This window comes from Burkholderia sp. Ac-20349 (assembly GCF_017104865.1).
Classification (GTDB): Bacteria; Pseudomonadota; Gammaproteobacteria; order Burkholderiales; family Burkholderiaceae; genus Burkholderia; species Burkholderia aenigmatica.
The window spans coordinates 16,272-37,353 of sequence record NZ_JAAGPM010000017.1; the positions used below are offsets into that span (position 1 = coordinate 16,272).

Consider the following 21,082-nt stretch of genomic DNA (forward strand, 5'->3'; position numbering starts at 1 on the left):
GTCCGTTGTGTTGCGCGACGTGTTTCATTTCTTTTTCGCGTCGTCGATCCTGACGGCCTTGGCCTCGAGATCGACAGTCAGTTTCAGCTTCGGTGTAAAGCGGTACCACGCCTTGTCGGGCGCGGCCGGCATCGTGTAGACCGACCGCCACACCGCGTTCGGCAAGTCGCGGTAGGCCGCGATCACGCCGATGGCAGTCGTTTCCGGATCGGGTCGCCGGACGACTTTCCGTTGCTCGCCGGGCCGCAACTGGAACTCGTCGCGCTTGACGACGTCATCGGCCAGCACCGTCTTCTCCTGCTTCTCCAGCGTGAAGAAATCCGCCGCCACGAATGCGTTGTCGTTCTTCAGCTCATAGATGCGTACGACGATCGGCGCCGCCCGGCCGCGATCGTCCGGATTGACGTCGGATGCCGCCTTGACGGCCAGTTCGAGCCGAACCGGCTCCTTCGGCTTCGGTTCGCCGCTCGCGCAGGCCGAGAGCAGCACGACACCGGCGAGCAACGCGGCAGTCAGAATCGAACGCATGGAGAATTCACCTCGATGAAACGCGAAATGCGCCGCGCGCGGAGGGCACGAACGCTCCGCCGCGCGCAGCGTCCCGCGCTTACGCTTCCTTGTTGCCCTTGATGTCGAAGCTCGCCGTGACGGCGCCGCCGCTGCCGCCCTGCGCGTTCTGCACGACATATTCCTGCTTGACCTTCGAGAACGACAGCGACACCGTCTCGCGGCTCTTCTCTTCGCCGGCCTTGCTGCCGGACGGCCTCACGCGCGTGACGAGCACGTCGCTCATCGTGAGCTTCAGGTATTCGAGCGGGTTGCCGCCCGCTTTGCGCATCACCAGCACGGCCTGGTCGATGTGCTTGCCCGTCAGCGCGTACTTCATCAGGTTCGGGCTTGCACGATCGATGTTGTGTTCGAACGTGAGATCCTTGACGGTTGCCTTCCCGGCACCGCCGCCGCTACCCGAATGCATCGACGATTCCTGCTGGATTTCCCACTCCCAGTTCAGGATCTCGATTTCGTCCTTGTGCTTGTCATCGAGCGATTCGCCGTTGATGCCGTCGATTTTCAGAAAAATGTCCTGCGCCATGTGTAGTACTCCTTTTATTTAACGATTGGAAACTGGCCGATCGTCGGTTGCCCAAGCGAACCGATGTCCGGCCCTGCGGGCCCTACCGGGTGATTAAGCGGCTTCCTTGATCGACGGCAGCTTCGTCACGAGCCGCAGCGAAACGGTCAGCCCTTCGAGCTGGAAGTGCGGGCGCAGGAAGAACTTCGCCTGGTAGTAGCCGGGACTGCCCTCCACTTCCTCGACAAGCACTTCCGCCGCCGCGAGCGGCCGGCGCGCCTTCGTGTCCTGCGACGAGTTCGCGGGATCGGCATCGACGTAATGCATGATCCATTCGTTGAGCCAGCGCTGCATGTCCTCGCGCTCCTTGAACGCGCCGATCTTGTCGCGCACGATGCACTTCAGGTAATGCGCGAAGCGAGAGCAGGCGAACAGGTACGGCAGGCGCGCCGACAGGTTCGCGTTGGCGGTTGCGTCGGCGTCGTGATACTCGGCCGGCTTCTGCAGCGACTGGGCACCGATGAAGGTCGCGTGATCGGTGTTCTTGCGATGCACGAGCGGGATGAAGCCGTTCTTCGACAGCTCGGCCTCGCGACGATCCGAAATCGCGATCTCGGTCGGGCACTTCATGTCGATCCCGCCGTCGTCCGTCGGGAACGTATGGCACGGTAGATTTTCGACCGTACCGCCGGATTCGACGCCGCGGATCAGCGAGCACCAGCCGTACTGCTTGAACGAGCGGTTGATGTTGACGCCCATCGCGTAGGCCGCGTTGGCCCAGCCGTAGCGGCTGTGGTTCGAGCCGTTCGTGTCTTCTTCGAAATCGAACTGGTCAACCGGATTGGTCTTCGCACCATACGGCAGGCGCGCCAGGAAGCGCGGCATCGCGAGACCGACGTAGCGCGCATCCTCGGTATTGCGCAGCGAATTCCACGCGGTGTATTCGAGGTTCTGCGTGAAGATCTTCGTCAGGTCGCGCGGGTTGGCCAATTCCTGCCAGGACTCCATCTGTAGCACCGACGGGGCCGCACCGGTCACGAACGGCGTGTGCGAAGCCGCCGCCACCTTCGCGATCGAGCCCAGCAGGTCGACGTCCGGCGGCGTATGGTCGAAGTAATAGTCGGCCACGATGCAGCCGTATGGCTCACCACCCAGCTGGCCATACTCCTGCTCGTAGATCTGCTTGAAGAGTGGGCTCTGGTCCCACGCCAGCCCCTTGTAGCGACGCATCGAACGATGCAGCTCGGTCTTCGAGACGTCCATCACGCGGATCTTCAGGTGTTCGTCCGTCTCGGTGTTCGACACGAGGTGGTTCAAGCCGCGCCACGCGGATTCAAGCGCCTGGTAGTCATCGTGATGCAGGATCAGGTTGATCTGCTCGGAAAGCTTGTGATCGATCTGCGCGATGATGGCCGCGATGCTCTTGTAGGCGTCGTCGCTGATCGTGATCGATTGCGTAAGCGCCTGCTCCGCGAGCGTCTGCACCGCGTGTTCGACCGCCTCGCGGGCCTGGTCCGTTTTCGGCCGGAACTCCCGCTCCAGCAGCTGCGTAAAGTCGGACTGGGTGGTCGCCTGGATCTCGACGGCCTGTGCTTGCTGTTTTGCCATGATGGTCATCCTCGATCGGTTTGTCGGTCAGCTCGCGTCGCTCGAATCGGCCGCGCGTTCTTCGTGCCGCTCGGGCCGCGGCGCCGCGGCCAGCGACTTCAGCAGGGCCGGGTCCTGCAGCAACTGGGTGACGAGCGCCTCCGCCCCCGACTTGCCGTCCATGTACGTCTGCAGGTTCGCCAGTTGCGTACGCGCCTGAAGCAAGCGGCGCAGCGGCTCCACTTTGTCGGCGATCGCGGCCGGCGAGAAGTCCTCCATGCTTTCGAAGGTCATGTCGACCATCATCTGGCCGTCGCCCGTCAGCGTATTCGGCACGGCAAACGCAACGCGCGGCCGGATCGCCTTCATGCGCTCGTCGAAGTTGTCGATATCGATTTCCAGGAACTGGCGATCCGACACCGCAGGCAGCGGTTCGACCGGGTGCTTGCCGGACAGATCGGCGAGCACGCCCATCACGAACGGAAGCTCGATTTTCTTCTCCGAGCCATACACTTCGACGTCGTATTCGATCTGCACGCGCGGCGCACGATTGCGCGCGATGAACTTCTGCGAACTGCTAGCGGACATGAAAGTCTCCTGACAGTGGTTGACGGATGTCGAGCTCAACGGCACGGCTCGACAAGATGAGAAGGAGTCGCCTCGAACGTCAGCGCCTGGGCAGGCGATGCGGAGGCATCGGCCACGCCGATCGCGATGCGTGTGAGTGGCACGCGCGATGCGAACGCATCGAGCCAGAGCGCGGAAAGACGCGGCAGCACGTGTTGCTCGATGAAGCCGATGAGCACGCGCGCACCGGTCTCCTGAACCAGGCAACGGCCGACGACGTAATTCACGACCGTGTCGTCGTAGGCAAGCGCGATGTCATGACTGTCCGCCATGCGTTTCACGACGCGATCCAGATGCAGGCAAACGATGCTGGCAAGGGCGTTGTCGGCAAGCGGCCGGTACGGCACGACCGTCACACGCCCCATGAACGCCGCCGGAAATGCCTTCAGCAATTCCGGGGCAAGCGCAGCCCGCAGGCCGTCGAGATCGGGCGACAGTGCCGGATCCGCGCAGAGGCTCGCGCTCAGGTCGGCGCCGACGTTGCTCGTCAGCAGGATGGTGGTATTGCGGAAATCGATATGGCGACCGTCGCCGTCCTCCATGTATCCCTTGTCGAACACCTGGAAGAACATTTCGTGCACGTCGCGATGCGCCTTCTCGATCTCGTCGAGCAACACGACCGCGTAGGGACGACGACGCACCGCCTCGGTCAGCACACCGCCCTCGCCGTAGCCGACATAGCCGGGCGGCGCACCTTTCAGGCCCGACACGGTGTGCGCTTCCTGATACTCGCTCATGTTGATCGTGATCAGGTTCTGCTCACCTCCGTATAGCGCCTCTGCAAGCGCCAGCGCGGTCTCGGTCTTGCCGACGCCGGACGGGCCGGCAAGCAGGAACACACCCAGCGGCTTCTTCGGATCGGTCAGGCCCGAGCGCGCAGTCTGCACGCGTTCGCCGATCAGGTGCAGCGCGTCGCGTTGCCCGATCACGCGGGTGCCCAGCGTTTCCGGCAAGCGACGAACGGCTGCGATCTCGTCGGTGACCATGCGGCCGACCGGGATACCGGTCCAGTCCGAGACGATTTCGGCGACGATGGATTCGTCGACCTCGGGGAAAACGAGCGGCACATCGCCCTGCAGCGTAGCCAGCGTACGTTCAAGCTCACGCAGTTGATCAACCGATACCGGCGAACCCTCTGCGTCCGCAATCGCGGCTTCTCTTCCGGCGAGCAACGCCTGGGCGGCTGACACCTGCTCGTGCCAGCGATCCGCGATCGCCGCTTCCTCCGTCGCCAGCATGTCGATACGCGTACGCACGCGATTCAACGCCTTGTCCGCGTCGAGACCGATACGGGCCTCCTGCACCAGCAGCGCCTCTTCGGCACGCGCGGCCGCCAGGCGCTGCCGCACATCGTCGAGCTCGCGCGGCGTCGCGTGCTGCGACAGCGCGACGCGCGCACACGCGGTGTCGAGCAGGCTGATCGCCTTGTCGGGCAACTGGCGGGACGGAATATAGCGATGCGACAGCGTCACTGCGGCACGGATCGCTTCGTCCCGCACGACGACGCCGTGATGCGACGAGAACGTCGGCACAAGCCCGCGCACCATGTCGGTCGCGGCCGCCTCGGACGGCTCCGCGACCTGCAACACCTGAAAGCGCCGGGTCAGCGCCGGATCCTTCTCGATATGCCGCTTGTATTCGGCCCAGGTCGTCGCACCGATCGCGCGGATCGTGCCACGCGCAAGGGCCGGCTTCAGGAGGTTGGCGGCATCGCCTGTGCCGGCCTGCCCGCCCGCGCCGATCAGCGTATGGATTTCGTCGACGAACAGAATGACGGGTGCCGCCGATCTTGTCGCCGCCTCGAGCACGCCCTTCAGGCGAGCCTCGAACTCCCCCTTCATGCTCGCCCCTGCGAGAAGCGCGCCGACATCGAGGCTCAGCAATCGCACGTCCGCGAGATTTGGCGGGACGTTGCCCGATGCAATCGCACGCGCCAGCCCCTCCACCACGGCCGTCTTGCCGACGCCGGCCTCGCCGGTGACCAGCGGGTTGTTCTGTCGCCGACGCAGCAGCACGTCGATCATGGTGCGGATTTCAAGCTCGCGGCCGACGACTGGATCGATTTCGCCGGCGCGGGCCCGCGCAGTGAGATCCAGGCAATACTGCTCGAGCGAGTTGCCCTTCGACGCGCCGGACACCGCGCCCGAGGCCTCACCCGGCAGGACCGGCGCAAGCTCACTGCGATCGTACGGCCCGTCGGCAGCTTCCGGCGACCCGTCGATCCAGGCGGGAAGCACATCGCCAAGATCTTCCACTGAAATCTTGCCGAATTCCGGGGAAATGGCGAGAAGTACGCGCCGCAGTTCGGGGGTCGACACGAGCGCCGCAACCAGCCATGCACCGCGCACGCGACAATCGCCATGACCGAGGGTCGCCAGCACCCAGCCGCGTTCGATGGCCGCTTCGATATGCCAGGAAAAATCGCTGATCGAACTCGCACCGGCCGGCAAGGCAGCCAGCGCCCGCGCAAGATCGCGCTCGAGCGCGTCGCGATTGATATCCGCATGGCGCACGATCCGCTGCAGGTCGCCATCCCGCTGCTGAAGCAGTTGGTGCAGCCAATGGACGAGTTCGACAAACGGGTTTCCGCGCAGTTTGCAGAAACTCGTTGCCGACTCGATTCCTCGGTAAAGCTCGACCCCGAGCTTGCCGAACAAGGTCTGGCGTGAAATGTTCATGGTGGTCTTATTTTGTTCGTTAGCGTGTCGCGAACGAATCCGTCGACGCAATCAGGAGTCCTTGATGGATTCCATGCCAGACGAGACGTTGAGCACTCGAAACACACTTCTCTCTCCGGTTCGAAAAAGACGGCCACTCGAATCAGGAGCCGCATTATCGACACGAAACAACAATTACGTCAACGCATTAATTTTCGCGGCGATATCAAATAATAAATTAGGACGATTCTTATTCCCAACCCGATCTTAAATCACGTATTCGCGCCCGATCATCCACATAAAAACCGCGAGCAATCCATCAAATACGCCACTCGCAAGCCATTGTTATTTCGAGATAAATGCCGGAATTCAACGACCAACATTGCAAACAAACGACCCCATCTTTTTGATTGAAATCAGATTTCCATTTAACCGTTGCAATTTTTGACAATCAATTATCAACTCATTTCCATACATTTATTGTCCGAGCTCTTTTTTGAGATGAAAGATTCATCGATACTCGCATGTCATTTTCGGATCTTTCTCTATCGAACCTGCTCATGCGCCCTCTTCGCCTGCCCTGGCCTCGTCAGTCGAACACCTCGCTCATCGCGCCCGCACTGGAGGACGCACGCTCGCAGCCCGTTGCCGACACGTTGCCGCTGGACGACGCGTTCAGTCCCGCTCGCATCGACGACGACATGCTCGGCCTCCTCGGAATCGGCACCCGGGACGGTGCTGCAGCCTATCCGCATGCCACAACGGACACGGCCGGCATCGACGCCGACCACACCGACGCGTTGATCGATACGCTTCATGCGCAGTACTGGCGCGCCCTGACCGACCCCGGCGCGCCGATCGCGTCAGCATGGGCCCCGTCGATAGACGACACGCTCCCGCACGAGATCTCGCCGGATCACCCGCACGACGTGCATGCCTACGAAAACTCCGGGCGCTCGGATTCGATCGAGACGCTCCTGTCCGGCAATCGCACGATCGAGGATGCCTTCGGTCATCTGGACGAGCACATGGAACCGGTGACCGATGGCGAATCCATTCCGGAGATCCTGCGACTGTTCGCGCCACCCGAATTTCATGCCGAGTTCGCACGCCGCGCCCCCGCACCGCCTCCGCCGCTTACCCGCCGCGAGCACCATGCATTGTCCGTGGACAGTCCGCTGACCGCGCCGTTGCGCAAGGATCAACCATGACCACCCTCACCACCACCGATACGCTCTCCGCGCAGCGTGCGGACGGCCTCCCGCTCGTCGACCAGATCGCACGTATCGAAGCACGCATCCGCTCGCAACCGACGACTGCCTCCCATCGCTGGGCGCTGTTCCAGCTGCTGTGCATCGTCGGCGAGTGGTCACGCGCGATCCAGCAACTGCAGGTTTGGGCAAAGCTCGAACCGGGTCAGGCTCGAACCGCGCAGATGTATCGCGACCTGATCCGTGCCGAACGGTGGCGGGCAAAGGTGGTCGAGGGCCGGGAACGCCCGGGTGTCGTCCTTGCATCACCGCCCTGGATCGATGCACTGCTGGACGCGATCCGCCACGCGGCCGACGGGCAGGTCGAACAGGCCGATACGCTCCGCGATGCGGCATTCCAGGCTGCGTCGGACATTCCGCTCGTCGCACCATCACAGGGCCATGCCGCATGGATCGCGGACAGCGATGCCCGTTTCGGCCCGGTCTGCGAAGTCATCACGGCCGGACACTATCGCTGGGTGCCGTTCGCCGACCTGGCGGAATGGCGCGTGTTGCAGCCGGCGCAACCGATCGATCTGGTATGGGCGCCCTGCACACTCACCCTCATCGACGGCAGCCTCATCCACGGCTTCATGCCGGCCCGCTATCCGGGTTCGGAAACCGGCAGCGACGCCGTGCGCCTTGGACGCGAAACCTTCTGGCGCGACATCGGCCGTACGGGTGTCGTCGCGCTCGGGCAGAAAACCTGGGCAACGGACCTGGGCGACTTCAGCCTGTTCGAACTGGCTCACGCCGAGTTCGGCTCGCGCGCTACGCGTGCTGCGATCGATGCGGATCAAGCCCATGACTGAGCGCAGGAAACACCAGCCGGGTGCCGACGCGCCGACCACACGTACGCCGCGGCGAGCCAGCTCGCATCTGATGCCGACCCTGCTCGATCGCCTGCGCGACGATGCACCGCATCGGCAGACCGAGGCCCCGGAGGAATACACGGTCACGCGCAAACAGATGCGCGACATCGTGCAGCGCGATCTCGCCTATCTGCTCAACACGACGAGTATCGAAGACCGGATCGATCGCAACCGCCATCCGCAAGCGGCCGCATCGACCGTGAATTTCGGCGTACCGCCGCTCGCCGGCACCTTTATCGCATCGCGTCAGTGGAACGACGTCGAAAAGATGATCAGCCGGGCCATCGGCGATTTCGAGCCGCGCCTGATTCCGAATTCGCTGGTGGTAGCGCCCCGTACCAACGCCGATGCCAATTCCGCGGGCGAACATCACAATGTGCTCGCCTTCGAAGTGCGCGGCCTGATTCACATGGATCCGTATCCGCTCGAGTTCATGGTGCAAAGCTCGCTGGATCTCGAAACGAGCGAAATCCGGATCACGGGCATGCGCGCCGGCTGAGCGCGGCGCACACAACGACCACAACGAGGCCTCTCCGATGGACCCGCGACTGCTCGACTATTACAGCCAGGAACTCATTTACATGCGTGAACTCGCCGCCGAGTTCGCGCATGCACATCCGAAGATCGCGCGCCGACTAGGCATGCAGGCCGGCGAAGTGGCGGACCCTTATGTCGAGCGCCTGATCGAATCGTTCAGCTTCATGGCTGCGCGCATGCAAATCAAGCTCGATGCAGAGTTTCCGCGCTTCACGGAACGGCTGCTCGAGGTCATCTATCCGAACTACGTCGCGCCGACCCCGTCGATCTCGATCGCTCGCCTGTATCCCGGACAGTCCGAAGGCAGTCTCACAGACGGCTATCGCCTTGCGCGCGGGACCGCGTTCACCGCGAAGGTTCCCGATGGAGAGCGCACGGCGTGCCAGTTCACGAGCGGGCAGGACGTCACGCTGTGGCCACTCACGATCACCGAAGCACGGCTGACAGGCATTCCACCAGACATCCCGGCGCTGGAGCGCTATTGCCCGCCCGATCAGCAAGTGCGCGGCGCGCTGCGGATCAAGCTCGCGACCACGGGGAACATGCGGATCGCCGACCTGAAAGGACTCGAGCGGCTTCCGGTGTATCTGGCAGGCGACGAACAGGTCGCATCGCACCTGTTCGAGTTGCTGCATGCGGGCGGAATTGCCTCCGTTATCGGTGCCCCCGGGGAATTCGGCATGCCGGGCCGCCCGCTCGCGGCCGTCATGGAAAACGCGATCGAACACGAAGGATTGGGCATCGATCAAAGCCTGTTGCCGCTCAACTGGGCCAAATTCCACGGGCACAACCTGCTGCATGAATACTTCGCGTGCCCTGCGCGGTTCTGGTTTTTTGCGTTGAATGGCCTTGCCGAGGGCTTTTCGCGGGTCAATGGCAGAGAAGTCGAGATCGTCGTGCTGCTCGACCGGGCGCCCGGTCCACTCGCCAATCTCGTCGATGCATCACGCTTCGCACTCTTCTGCACACCCGTCATCAATCTGTTCCGCAAACATACCGACCAGGTCGAGATCTCGCCGCGCGACACCGAATTCCATCTGGTGCCGGCGAGACTCACACCACTCGACTACGAGGTGTTCTCGGTCAGCACCGTCTACGGGCAGGTCGCCTCGACCTCTTCCGAACTCGAGTTTCGGCCGCTCTATCAGACGCTGAACAACGACGAAGGTAATCACGGTCGTTACTTTTCGGTGCGGCGCGAGCGGCGCCTGCTGTCCGATTCGGCACGCCGCTACGGTACGCGCGCGCCTTACGTCGGTACGGAGGTGTTTCTCTCGCTCGTCGACCAGGCAGAAGCGCCGTACGGCGAAAACATTCGCTTCCTGTCGGTCGAGGCGCTGTTGACGAACCGGGATCTCGCCACGCTCGTGCCGCGCAACGGCATGCACGACCTGGAAACCGCGCAGTCCGCGCCGGTCGACAGCATCGGCCTGATTCGGCCGCCGAGCGCGCCGTTGCCGCCTTATGCCGAGCGGGAAATGGCGTGGCGCCTGATCCGCCAGCTGAATTTCAACTATCTGCCGCTCGAAGCACTCGATCATCGGGAAGGCGGTCAAGGCCTGCGCGACCTGCTACGTCTGTACCTCGTGGATGGCGACTCCGGACAAGGCCGCCAGGTCGAGAGCCTCGTGGGTGCGAAAACGCGCCCCATCACGCGCAAGCTGCCGGGAACCGGCCCGATGACCTTCGGCCGCGGCATCGAATGTGCGCTGACGGTCGACGAGACCGGCTTCTCGGGCGTGAGTCCCTATCTGTTCGGGGTGATCCTCGAGCATTGGCTCGCGCGGCATGTCTCGATCAACAGCTTCACGCAGACGGAGTTGCACTCGATGCAGCGCGGCCGGATCGCGCGATGGCCGGCGCGCACGGGCACGCGCGGAGCACTGTGATGAAGCGCGCCACACACCCCACGCTGTCGCCGGAATTGCTCGAATCCCTGCAGGCCGAACCCTGGCGCTTCGGATTCCTGTCGTTGCTACGGCGGATCGGCGCGAACCCGACGGTCGACCCGATCGGCACCGCACGCCGGCCACGGGCCGAACCGTTCAGACTGGGCCAACAGCCGAGCCTGGCTTTCCCGCCGAGGGAAATCGCGAGCGCGCACGAGACGGCCGGGCGACTCAAGATGCGGCTGTTCGGCCTCGGCATGCTGGGACCCAACGGTCCATTGCCGATCCACGTTACCGAGATCGCGAAGGACCGGGAAAGCAGTCGCCGCGACACCACCACCGTCGACTTCTTCGACATCTTCCATCATCGGTTCTTCACCCTGTTCTATCGAGCGTGGGCTTCCGCGCAGGCGGCTGCGGGCCTCGACCGAAAACACGACGAGCAATTCTCGTTCTATATCGCAAGCCTCGCCGGGCAAGCGGTCGGCGAAATCGACCGGCGTCCTCTGCCGTCGCATGCGCGTCTTGCCGCCTCGTCCCATCTCGTCCGCGAATCGCGTAATCCGGACGGGCTTCGCACCACGCTCGAACACTACTTCGGCGTTCCGGTCACCCTCGAGGAAAACGTCTTTCACTGGATCGAAATCGATCCGGCCGACTGCGGGCGCATCGGGTACCCGGGCGCGGCCGCCACGATGGGCCGGGGCGCCGTGCTCGGGCGTGTCGCACCGGACCGTCAGCACCGGTTCCGCATCGTGATCGGTCCCGTCGATCTGGATGCCTATCTGCGCTTCACGCCACAAGGCGAAGACCTGCCGCGACTCGTCGAGTGGGTTCGGGCATTCGTCGGCCACGAGCTCGAATGGGAACTGGAGCTTCGCATCAAGCCCGAGAGCGCGCCGCCGGCCGTAATGGGCGGCCGGCAGCGCATGGGCTGGTCTGGCTGGCTGGGTCGCCCCGCCTCCGACAAGCCGATCACCGGCATGCGCTTCGAGCCGGAACGCCATGCACGTCATTTCAATCGTCGCGCCCCTGACTCCGACCATCGACCATGAGCAAGAAATCATCCCCCGCCCCGAACAAGCCTGGCCGTGCGCCCGTCGCAGATACGCCGCATGATGACTGGCTGGCGCCGTTGAGCGGTACGGAGCCGTGCGGCCCGGATCTCGAATACGATCACGATTTCGTGGTGCTGTTTGCCGGCACCGCACCCAGACAGGATGTGCAGTACGGCACATTCGTCGGTTCGCCCGAACCGCTCAACTGGAGCGAGATCGAGCGAGACTGCCGGCGGTTGATGACACGCACGAAGGACATGCGCGTTGCCGTGCTGCATACGCGCTGTCGAACACGCCTGGGCGGCGTGGCAGGCCTATCGGAAGGTATGCGGTTACTGGCGGCGTGGTTGCAGGCGTTTCCGGAGCAGGTCCATCCGCAGGCCGATGCCGACAACGATCGCCATGCAGCGCTGGAAATGCGAATGAATGTGCTGCAGGCACTGTCGGATCCGGAAGGGTTGCTGGCCGATGTGCGGGAAATCGTATTGACACGATCGACTGCCACCCGGCTGCAGGTTCGTGACGTCGAGCGCGCGTTCGCGCATCCGCGTCCGGTCGATGCGCTCGCGCCCGATTCGGTCACCCTGCAATTGCAGAACCTGCGGGAGCAGCAGCCGTCAACGATGAAGGCCTTCGACGACGCGATCTCGAGCCTCTCCGCTATCGATTCGTGGTGCACGACGCACCTCGAGACGTATCTGCCGGATTTTTCCCCGTTGATCCGCCTGCTCCGGCTCTTTCAAGCAAGCGAACCGCGGGTCGATAGCCAATCCGGCACTTTGCGTACGGTCGAACACGAGGAACGCGATACGCCGGTGTTGGCGACACTCGACGAAACGGCCACAGCGCCGGCACGTCCGGATGACGAAGAAACTGCTTCTCCAACCCCGACGTCCGTTGTCGCACCCGCCCCCCTTGCGCCAACGGACCGGCAGGCAGCGTTGGAGCTGATCTGCGCGGCACGCCGGTGGTTCGAAGCGAACGAACCGAGCAGCCCCATCCCGGTGCTGCTCAAACGCGCCGAACAGTTCGTCGGAAAGCGCTACGTCGATGTCGTCAGGGCCATTCCGCCGGAGCTTCTCGCTCAGTGGGAAGAGGCAGACGGCTCATGATGGCATCCCGTCACGGTCGTGTATGACGGGATGCCATGCGTGCTCGACGATCAGCTCTCGACATCCTCAAGACTGAACACCTCGGTCTTGTCGTTATACGAGAACACTTCCCCGTAACGGCCCCAGTCGATCACCGCGTCGAGCGTTTCCTCTGCCGCTTCGTCGGACAGGAAATCCTCCAGTTCCTGCTCGAAGCGCACGCGCGGCGCACGATGGCCAGGACGTTCGTTCAGCACCTTGCGGATCCGCGCGGCCAGCGGCACGTGCTTCAGCAGGTGATCCGCGAACATCAGCTTGCGCTCCTGCGTGCCGAATTCCGCGAACACGCGCGCGGGCGGCGTGAGGAACACGTCGCCTTCCCGCACGTCCGCGAAACCGAGGTACTGCAGCACTTCCGCGATCGGGAACAGTTCGTCGACTTCCAGATGCAGCGTGCGCGCGATTTCCGGCATGTCCGCGCGGCCATGGTACGGTGCCATCGCGAGCGTCTCGATCAGGCCGGACATCAGGTTGGTCGACACACGCGGCAGCCAGCTGCCGAGCTCGAGCCCCTTCTTCGTCGCCTCGTTGGTCGCACGCGCCGTCATCTTCGCGTAGATGTCGTCGACGAGCTTGCGGAAATCGGTGTCGAGTCGATTGCGCGGATGCTTGAACGGCACCTTGATCTCGGCAATCACTCGGCCCGGGTTCGACGACAGCACGAGGATCCGGTCGCACATGAACACGGCTTCCTCGATGTTGTGCGTGACGATCAGCACCGACTTGATCGGCATCCGGCCCTGCGTCCACAGGTCAAGCAGGTCGGTACGCAGCGTCTCGGCGGTCAGCACGTCGAGTGCCGAAAACGGCTCGTCCATCAGCAGGATCGTCGGATCGACGACGAGCGCGCGCGCAAATCCCACACGCTGGCGCATGCCGCCCGACAGCTCGCGCGGATACGCGTTCTCGAAGCCGTCGAGACCGATCAGGTCGATCGCGGCCAGCGCACGCTCGCGCCGCTGGCGTGCGTCGACACCGAGCGCCTCGAGGCCTGCTTCCACGTTCTGCAGCACGGTGAGCCACGGGAACAGCGCGAAGGTCTGGAACACCATCGCAACACCTTCGGCCGGACCGTCCAGCGGCTTGCCGAGATAGGACACCTCGCCGCCGGTCGGCTCGATCAGGCCGGCGATGATCCGCAGCAGCGTCGACTTGCCCGAGCCGGAACGGCCGAGCAGCCCGACGATCTCGCCTTCGCGCAGCGACAGGTTCGCATCGTCGAGCACCAGCAGCTCGCCTTGCGACTTGTTGAAACCGCGGCTGACATGCTCGACGCGCAGGATTTCGTCGCCAAGACGCGGCGGCTGGGCCGCCTGGTTCGTCTGGACGGGGGCATTCATGACATTCGGATTTTGCATCGCGCTTACTCTCAATCGAGACGGAGCCGGGCTTCCGCATAGGCGTACATCGGACGCCACAGCAGACGGTTGAACAGGGTAACGAACAGGGACATCACGGCGATGCCCAGGATGATCTTCGGGAAATCGCCGGCGGCAGTCGTTTGCGCGATGTATGCGCCGAGGCCGTGCGCGACGACCTTCGTATCGCCCCACTGCACGAACTCGGACACGATGCTCGCGTTCCACGCGCCGCCCGATGCAGTGATCGCACCGGTCACGTAGTACGGGAAGATGCCCGGCAGGATCGCCTGCCGCCACCACTGCTTGCCGCGGATATGGAAGTTCTTCGTCACTTCCTTGTAGTCGTTCGGATAGGACATCGCCCCGGCGATCACGTTGAACAGGATGTACCACTGCGTACCGAGCACGATCAGCGGCGACAGCCAGATGTCCGCGTTCAGGTGAAAGCGGACAATCACGATCACGAACACCGGGAACAGCAGGTTCGCCGGGAAGGCGGCGAGGAACTGCGCGAGCGGCTGGATCTTCTCGGCCAGCGCCGGACGCAGCCCGATCCACACGCCGAGCGGCACCCAGATCACCGATGCGATCAGGATCAGCAGCAGCACGCGCAGCAGCGTGATGAGGCCGAGCACGAGCACATGCCCGACTTCGGCCATCGTCACGCCGGTCGACACGAAGGTAACGACGCGCCACACCACATACACCGTCAACAGGATGACCAGCACGCCCCAGACGATGTCCCCGATCCGCGACGACCGGCGGCGCGATGCGCCGCGCGCACCGGTGCCCTTGAACGACGGCAGGCGCAACGGAATCCGCGCCGCCTGCGACAGCAGCCAGCCGGCCGGCACGAGCAACTGGTGGATCAGGTGCGTACGACGCATCATGTCGAGCAGCCAGGACTGCGGCGCGTCGCCCGATGCGGTGTTTTCCATCCGGAACTTGTCGGCCCACGCGACGAGCGGGCGGAACAGCAACTGGTCGTACGCGAGGATCACGACCGTCATCGCGACGATCACCCAGCCGACCGCGCCGAGGTTCTTGTCCGAAATCGCCTGCGCGAGATACGCGCCGATGCCCGGCAACGTGATGGTCTGGTTGCCGACCGTGATGGCCTCCGACGCGACGACGAAGAACCAGCCGCCCGACATCGACATCATCATGTTCCAGATCAGCCCCGGCATCGAGAACGGTACCTCGAGCTTCCAGAAGCGCTGCCACGCCGTCAGGTGGAAGCCGCGCGACACTTCATGCAGATCGCGCGGTACCGTCCGCAGCGACTGGTAGAAGCTGAACGTCATGTTCCACGCCTGGCTCGTGAAGATCGCGAAGATCGCCGCGAGCTCCGCGCCGAGCACGCGGCCCGGGAACAGCGCGATGAAGAACGTGACGGTGAACGAGATGTAGCCGAGCACCGGCACCGACTGCAGGATGTCGAGGATCGGGATCAGCACCATGCCCGCGCGGCGGCTTTTCGCGGCGAGCGTGCCGTAGACGAGCGTGAACACGAGCGATGCGACCATCGCGGCGAGCATCCGCAGCGTGGTGCGCAGCGCGTATTCAGGCAGGTTCGACGGGTCGAGCGAGATCTTCTGGGTCTGCAGCACGCCGATCGGCGCCATCGTCTGGTGAAAGCCGATGATCGTCATCGCGAGCAGGCAGATGATCAGCGGAAACGCGACGGCATCCCAGCGGTTGGGTAGCACGCGCCACGCCGAAGCGTTCGCGGTGCGGTTCGGATCGAAACTGATATCCATCGGTAGCGTCTTGTGTTGAATTGAAAATCGATGGGACCGGCCGCGCGTCGCGCGGCCGGACGTCGCGCCCCCCGGCGCGGGTCAGAACAGTCCGTGCAGCGCCCAGTACAGGACGGCCGACAGGGCAATCGACGCGGGCAGCGTCAGCACCCATGCGAGCACGAGGTTGCGCACGGTATCCCAGCGCAGGCCCGAGCCGCTCGCCGTCATCGTGCCGGCCACGCCCGACGCGAGCACGTGCGTCGTCGACACCGGCAGCCCGTATGCGTCGGCCATCCCGATCGTCAGCATCGCAACGGCCTCTGCCGATGCGCCCTGCCCGTATGTGAGATGCGATTTGCCGATCTTCTCGCCGACCGTCACGACGATCCGCTTCCAGCCGACCATCGTGCCGAGGCCGAGCGCGATCGCGACCGCGACCTTCACCCAGGTCGGGATGAATTTCGTCGCGCGATCCATCTGCTTCTTGAACGCTTCGAGCGCGCTCGCGTCCTCGACCGAGAACGCCGGCGTCTTCGCCTTCTCCATCAGCCGGATCGCCTCGGACGCGACATACATGTTGTTGCGCACGTTGTCGACGAGGTTCTGCGGCACGCTCGAGATGCCGCCGGCCTGCGCGACCTGGTCGGCGATCGTGTCGGTGAGCTTGCCCAATGCCGGGATCGTCGCGGGCGACAGCTTGTGCGTGCGCACGTACGCCTCGACGTCGGCGCGCGGGTCGGACGACTGCGCGACCGGATCGGCGTACTTGACGAGCGTCGTCGACGCGTGACGCGCCACCGCGACGAACGTGCTCGTCTGGTCGGGCGTCACGGCCTTGTTCAGCGCGTAGGCGGTCGGCATCACGCCGATCAGGATCAGCATGATCAGCCCCATGCCCTTCTGCCCGTCGTTCGAACCGTGCGCGAACGACACGCCCGTGCAGGTGAGGATCAGCAGCAGGCGGATCCAGAACGGCGGCGGCTTGTTGCCCTTCGGCTCCTGGTACAGCGCCGGCACGCGCACGAACGCCTTCAACAGCAGCAGCACGAGCGCGGACAGCACGAAGCCGATCAGCGGCGAGAACAGCAGCGCCTTGCCGACGCCGAGCGCCTGGTTCCAGTCGACGCCGCTCGTGCCCGACGGGCCGCTGACGATCTGGTTCATCAGCCCGACGCCGATGATCGAGCCGACGAGCGTGTGCGAGCTCGACGACGGCAGCCCGAAATACCAGGTCGCGAGGTTCCACGTGACGGCCGCGATCAGCAGCGAGAACACCATCGCGAACCCTGAGCCGCTGCCCACCTGCAGGATCAGCTCGACCGGCAGCAACTGCAGGATGCCGAACGCGACGGCGCCGCTCGACACGAGCACGCCGCACAGGTTCCAGAGGCCCGACCAGACGACCGCCAGGTGCGGGTCGAGCGAATGGGTATAGATGACGGTCGCGACCGCGTTCGCGGTGTCGTGGAAGCCGTTGACGAATTCGAAGCCGAGCGCGATCAGCAGTGCGACGATCAGCATCAGGAACGGGAGGACCGAGCTTTCCTTGACGGGACTGAGGTCGGCGCTGAGATGAACACCGACATAGACGATGCCGCAGGCAATGATCAGAAAAAACAGCGCGAGGCTGATGGCGCGCGTGCGGTTGCTGACCGCACCGCTGGTTTCCGTTGCCGCGAGATTCGGCATGAAGGGGCTCCGGAGAGGTGACTCGGAGTGGCAGGCTATCGATCGGTCGTGACGCAAATGTGACGTGTCACTTACAAGACATTGACAAGCCATCCGTCAGGAATCGCGCCGCACCGCGCAAGCCGCAAACACGGGTGGTCGACCTTGTAACGCATGGGAATAAATCCCCGCTCGGGAATAAATCCGCCGCTTCGCCGGTATGGCACGCGAAGGCGCCGGTTTCTTCCAGGACGATCCGGCCGTCCGGTTTCGTCACACGAATGCGAGGCTCACATGTCTTCATCGACCCCCACCAACCCGTCGCGACGCAAAGCCCTGCAGTGCATGGCCTTCGGCGGCCTCGGCACGCTGTTTACACTGTCGGGCGGCGTCCTGACGCCGTTCGACCTTGCGCTCGCGCAGACCGGCGACACGCTCCCGGCCAACGCGGGCCGCCCGCTGTTCGTGCAGATCAGCGACACGCACATCGGCTTCAACAAGGACGCGAATCCCGACGTGTCGGCCACGCTGAAGCAGACGATCGACCTCGTCAACGGCATGCCGGCGATGCCCGCGCTGGCCATCCATACCGGCGACATCACGCACCTGTCCAAGCCCGAGGAGTTCGACCACGCGTCGCAACTGCTGTCCGCGCTGCGCGTGCCGGAACTGCATACGGTGCCCGGCGAGCACGACGTCACCGACGGTTCCGGCGCCGAATATTTCGGCCGGTTCGGCAAGGCGTCGGACAACCGCGGGTATTACAGCTTCGATCACGCGGGCGTGCACTTCATCGGCCTCGTCAACGTGATGCATTTCAAGCCGAACGGGCTCGGCAGCTTCGGCGACGACCAGCTCGCGTGGCTCGCGCAGGATCTCAAGGGCCGCTCGTCGAGCACGCCGATCGTCGTGTTCTCGCACATGCCGATGTGGACCATCTACGAGCCGTGGGGCTGGGGCACCGGCGACGCACCGCAGACGATGGCGCTGCTGCGCCGCTTCGGCTCGGTCACCGTGCTGAACGGGCACATCCACCAGATCGTGTCGAAGGTCGAGGGCAACGTGACGTTCCACACCGCGCGCTCCACCGCATTCCCGCAGCCGACGGCCGGCAACGGCCCGGGCCCCGTGCCGCTCACCGTGCCGCGCGACCGGCTGCCGTCGATGCTCGGCGTGACGACCGTCGAATTCGCGGGCCATCCGGTCGCATCGTCGCTGCACGATGCGACGCTGGCGTGACGCACCGAACCGCAAGGAGACCGACATGACCCGCTTCAAGCCATTCAGCGTCGTCGCGGCGCTGATCCTGTGCGCCGCCGCCCCGCTTTCCGCACTCGCGCAGGGCCCGGACGGCACGCTCGTGACGATCCGCAATTTCATGTTTTCGCCGATGTCGACCACGATCAAGGCCGGCACGACGATCACGTGGAAGAACCTCGACGCGGAGCCGCACACCGTCGTCAACGACGCCGGCATCTTTCATTCGAAGGCGCTCGACCAGGACGAGACGTACTCGTTCCGCTTCGACAAGCCGGGCGTCTACAAGGTGTTCTGCGGGATTCACCCGTTCATGAAGGAGACCATCACGGTCGAATGACGCGGCGCATCACGACACGCACGGACGAATGGCGGGCGGCGCCGCCTACAATGCCCCCATCCCATTCGCCCGCGTGGCCGACGGAGCCGCCCATGCCCAGGATCGACCTCAGCACCGTGCCCGAACGCCGCGGCAGCGGCTATCCGCAGCCGTTCGACGCGCCGTGCGAGCAGCGCATCCGCCAGCGCGTCGGCGACGCCGGCGGGCTGCGCGATTTCGGCGTCAACCTGATGCGCGTGCCGCCGGGCGGCTGGTCGAGCCAGCGCCACTGGCATTCCGATGAAGACGAATTCGTCTACGTGCTCGAAGGCGAACTCGTAATGATCGAGAACGACGGCGAAACCGTGCTGTGCGCCGGCGACTGCGCGGCGTTTCCGAAGGGCTCGGGCAACGGCCATCACCTGGTCAACCGGTCGGATACGGTCGCCGTCTATCTCGAGGTCGGCTCGCGCTCGCCGGACGACGTAATCACCTGCCCGGACATCGACATGATGAGCCCGAGCCGCGACGGCCGGTTCCTGCACAAGGACGGCACGCCGTACCCGGACGCGTGACGTCGGCGGTCGCCCGACCCAAAGCGGCGCGAGCTGCCGCATGCGAGCGCACCACGGCTAACGCACTTGAGGGTCGGAAGCGGCAGGCAACGCAGACGCAGCGGCCCGTTGCACTTGGGGGCGGTCCCCCGCCGCCGATCGCCTAAACTGAATCGAACCGTTCGGATCCGACCCACCGTCACACGCAGCGAGGCCAGCCATGACCGCGAGCCAGCCGGCACGCATGGATCTCCCCGGGCAAGTCGTGCTCGTGCTCCAGGGCGGCGGCGCACTGGGCGCGTTCCAGCTCGGCGTCTTTCAGGCGATGGACGAAGCCGGTATCCGGCCCGACTGGGTGGTCGGGACGTCGATCGGCGCGATCAACGCGGCGCTGATCGCCGGAAACCCGCCGGAGCAGCGTTACGACAAGCTGTCGGCGTTCTGGCGCCGCGTGACCGAACGGACCCGTTTCGACGCCGCGCCGCTGCTGCCCGGCTGGGACCGGACGCTCGCCGAGCTGATGATCATCGGCGGCGGCATCGCGGGCTTCTTCCAGCCCAATCCGGCATCGTGGCTCGGGCCGATGGCCCGCCTCGGCGTCGATCGCGCGTCGTATTACCGGATCGCGCCGCTGCGCGACACGCTCGCGTCGCTGATCGATCCCGACCTGCTGAACGCGGGCCACCCGCGCCTGACCGTCAGCGCGGTCAATGCGTGCACGGGCACGATGCGCTATTTCGATTCGCGCGATACGCGGCTCGGGATCGAGCACATCATGAGCTCGGGCGCGCTGCCGCCCGCGTTCCCGGCGATCCGGATCGACGGCGAACCGTACTGGGACGGCGGCGTGTATTCGAACACGCCGGTCGAGGTCGTGCTCGACGACAACCCGCGCCGCAGCTCGATCATCTTCTCCGTCCAGATGTGGAATCCGGCCGGCCCCGAGCCCGAGAGCATCTGGCAGGTGTCGGAGCGGCAGAAGGACATCCAGTATGCGAGCCGCACCGACAGCCACATCGCGCGCCAGCAGCAGATCCACCGGCTGCGCCACGTGATCCGCGAACTGGCCCGGCACGTGCCGGAAGCCGAACGCGCGTCGCCGGCCGTGCGCCGGCTCGCCGCGTGGGGATGCGAAACCACGATGCACCTGGTCAAGCTCGCGGCGCCGCGACTCGCCGGCGACAATCAGCTGAAAGACATCGATTTCACGCCGGACGGCATCGCGGCCCGCCGGCAGGCCGGCTACGAGGCCGCGCAACGGGCCATCGCGGCACGTCCGTGGGACACGCCGACGGACCCGACGGAAGGCCTGACGGTATTCGATGCAAGCGCGCCGCCCGGCACGGAAAAAACGGCATGACGCGTGGCGCGGCAATCGCGCGCCGATCGCGATCGGCCTGAACGCGGGCGTGACCGACAGGGAAACGCATCGATCCGGCCGGTTCGTGGATCGTTCCGATCGGTCGATGCCGGCCGGCGCG

At 64.6% G+C, this 21,082-nt stretch carries 18 protein-coding genes; 10 read left to right on the forward strand and 8 right to left on the reverse strand.

Features of this window, described 5'->3' with window-relative positions; translation table 11 throughout:
* Window positions 1-24 precede the first annotated feature (24 nt).
* From tssJ to tssH, 5 genes are all read right to left on the reverse strand, one after another.
* Complete coding sequence (gene tssJ / locus G3N61_RS08960) at window positions 25-528, reverse strand: type VI secretion system lipoprotein TssJ (protein ID WP_205822223.1); 504 nt, start codon at window positions 526-528, stop codon at window positions 25-27.
* 79 nt (window positions 529-607) lie between these two features.
* Window positions 608-1,093: an Hcp family type VI secretion system effector gene (locus G3N61_RS08965; protein WP_043179711.1), complete on the reverse strand. Its 486-nt coding sequence runs from the start codon at window positions 1,091-1,093 to the stop codon at window positions 608-610.
* 93 nt (window positions 1,094-1,186) lie between these two features.
* Window positions 1,187-2,680, reverse strand: a complete 1,494-nt coding sequence (gene tssC / locus G3N61_RS08970) for a type VI secretion system contractile sheath large subunit (protein ID WP_205822224.1) — start codon at window positions 2,678-2,680, stop codon at window positions 1,187-1,189.
* A gap of 27 nt (window positions 2,681-2,707) precedes the next feature.
* Window positions 2,708-3,247, reverse strand: coding sequence for a type VI secretion system contractile sheath small subunit (tssB, locus tag G3N61_RS08975; RefSeq protein WP_205822225.1), 540 nt, complete (start codon window positions 3,245-3,247; stop codon window positions 2,708-2,710).
* Window positions 3,248-3,282: 35 nt separating this feature from the next.
* The gene (gene tssH / locus G3N61_RS08980) at window positions 3,283-5,964 is read right to left on the reverse strand and encodes a type VI secretion system ATPase TssH (protein ID WP_205822226.1); all 2,682 of its coding nucleotides are present in this window, start codon (window positions 5,962-5,964) and stop codon (window positions 3,283-3,285) included.
* A 503-nt stretch (window positions 5,965-6,467) separates the two neighbouring features.
* Here tssH and G3N61_RS08985 point away from each other — a divergent pair.
* Genes G3N61_RS08985 through G3N61_RS09010 form a run of 6 tightly spaced genes read left to right on the forward strand, consistent with a single transcriptional unit; the run spans window position 6,468 to window position 12,661 of the window.
* On the forward strand, window positions 6,468-7,154 hold the full coding sequence (locus G3N61_RS08985; protein ID WP_241017653.1) for a TagK domain-containing protein: 687 nt from the start codon (window positions 6,468-6,470) through the stop codon (window positions 7,152-7,154).
* Entirely contained in the window at window positions 7,151-8,005 is an 855-nt protein-coding gene (locus G3N61_RS08990) for a type VI secretion system accessory protein TagJ (RefSeq protein WP_043179719.1), read from the forward strand. The genes G3N61_RS08985 and G3N61_RS08990 overlap by 4 nt, the downstream gene beginning before the upstream one ends.
* Complete coding sequence (tssE, locus tag G3N61_RS08995; RefSeq protein ID WP_205822227.1) at window positions 7,998-8,564, forward strand: type VI secretion system baseplate subunit TssE; 567 nt, start codon at window positions 7,998-8,000, stop codon at window positions 8,562-8,564. Before G3N61_RS08990 ends, tssE begins: the two co-directional genes overlap by 8 nt.
* A 37-nt stretch (window positions 8,565-8,601) precedes the next feature.
* Window positions 8,602-10,491 carry a type VI secretion system baseplate subunit TssF gene (tssF, locus tag G3N61_RS09000; protein ID WP_205822228.1) on the forward strand — a complete coding sequence of 630 codons (1,890 nt, stop codon included), beginning with the start codon at window positions 8,602-8,604 and terminating at the stop codon, window positions 10,489-10,491.
* A complete protein-coding gene (gene tssG, locus G3N61_RS09005) occupies window positions 10,491-11,546 on the forward strand; it encodes a type VI secretion system baseplate subunit TssG (RefSeq protein WP_205822229.1) in 1,056 nt (351 codons plus the stop codon). Before tssF ends, tssG begins: the two co-directional genes overlap by 1 nt.
* Window positions 11,543-12,661 (forward strand): type VI secretion system ImpA family N-terminal domain-containing protein, encoded by a 1,119-nt coding sequence (locus tag G3N61_RS09010; RefSeq protein WP_205822230.1) that lies wholly within the window; start codon window positions 11,543-11,545, stop codon window positions 12,659-12,661. The genes tssG and G3N61_RS09010 overlap by 4 nt, the downstream gene beginning before the upstream one ends.
* Window positions 12,662-12,711: 50 nt before the next feature.
* Here G3N61_RS09010 and G3N61_RS09015 read toward each other — a convergent pair whose 3' ends face one another.
* The 3 genes from G3N61_RS09015 to G3N61_RS09025 form a co-directional block, all read right to left on the reverse strand.
* Entirely contained in the window at window positions 12,712-14,058 is a 1,347-nt protein-coding gene (locus G3N61_RS09015) for a nitrate/sulfonate/bicarbonate ABC transporter ATP-binding protein (RefSeq protein ID WP_043179726.1), read from the reverse strand.
* A gap of 11 nt (window positions 14,059-14,069) precedes the next feature.
* Window positions 14,070-15,821 carry an ABC transporter permease subunit gene (locus G3N61_RS09020; RefSeq protein ID WP_043179728.1) on the reverse strand — a complete coding sequence of 584 codons (1,752 nt, stop codon included), beginning with the start codon at window positions 15,819-15,821 and terminating at the stop codon, window positions 14,070-14,072.
* An 81-nt stretch (window positions 15,822-15,902) separates the two neighbouring features.
* Window positions 15,903-17,492, reverse strand: coding sequence for an inorganic phosphate transporter (locus tag G3N61_RS09025; RefSeq protein WP_205822231.1), 1,590 nt, complete (start codon window positions 17,490-17,492; stop codon window positions 15,903-15,905).
* 273 nt (window positions 17,493-17,765) lie between these two features.
* Between G3N61_RS09025 and G3N61_RS09030 the strand changes: the two genes are divergently transcribed.
* The 4 genes from G3N61_RS09030 (at window position 17,766) to G3N61_RS09045 (ending at window position 20,961) form a co-directional block, all read left to right on the forward strand.
* Window positions 17,766-18,710, forward strand: a complete 945-nt coding sequence (locus G3N61_RS09030) for a metallophosphoesterase (RefSeq protein WP_043179734.1) — start codon at window positions 17,766-17,768, stop codon at window positions 18,708-18,710.
* 25 nt (window positions 18,711-18,735) lie between these two features.
* Complete coding sequence (locus G3N61_RS09035; RefSeq protein ID WP_175024319.1) at window positions 18,736-19,068, forward strand: cupredoxin family copper-binding protein; 333 nt, start codon at window positions 18,736-18,738, stop codon at window positions 19,066-19,068.
* Window positions 19,069-19,160: 92 nt separating this feature from the next.
* A complete protein-coding gene (locus G3N61_RS09040; protein ID WP_205822232.1) occupies window positions 19,161-19,622 on the forward strand; it encodes a cupin domain-containing protein in 462 nt (153 codons plus the stop codon).
* 199 nt (window positions 19,623-19,821) lie between these two features.
* Window positions 19,822-20,961, forward strand: a complete 1,140-nt coding sequence (locus tag G3N61_RS09045) for a patatin-like phospholipase family protein (protein WP_089452357.1) — start codon at window positions 19,822-19,824, stop codon at window positions 20,959-20,961.
* The last annotated feature ends 121 nt before the right edge of the window (window positions 20,962-21,082 follow it).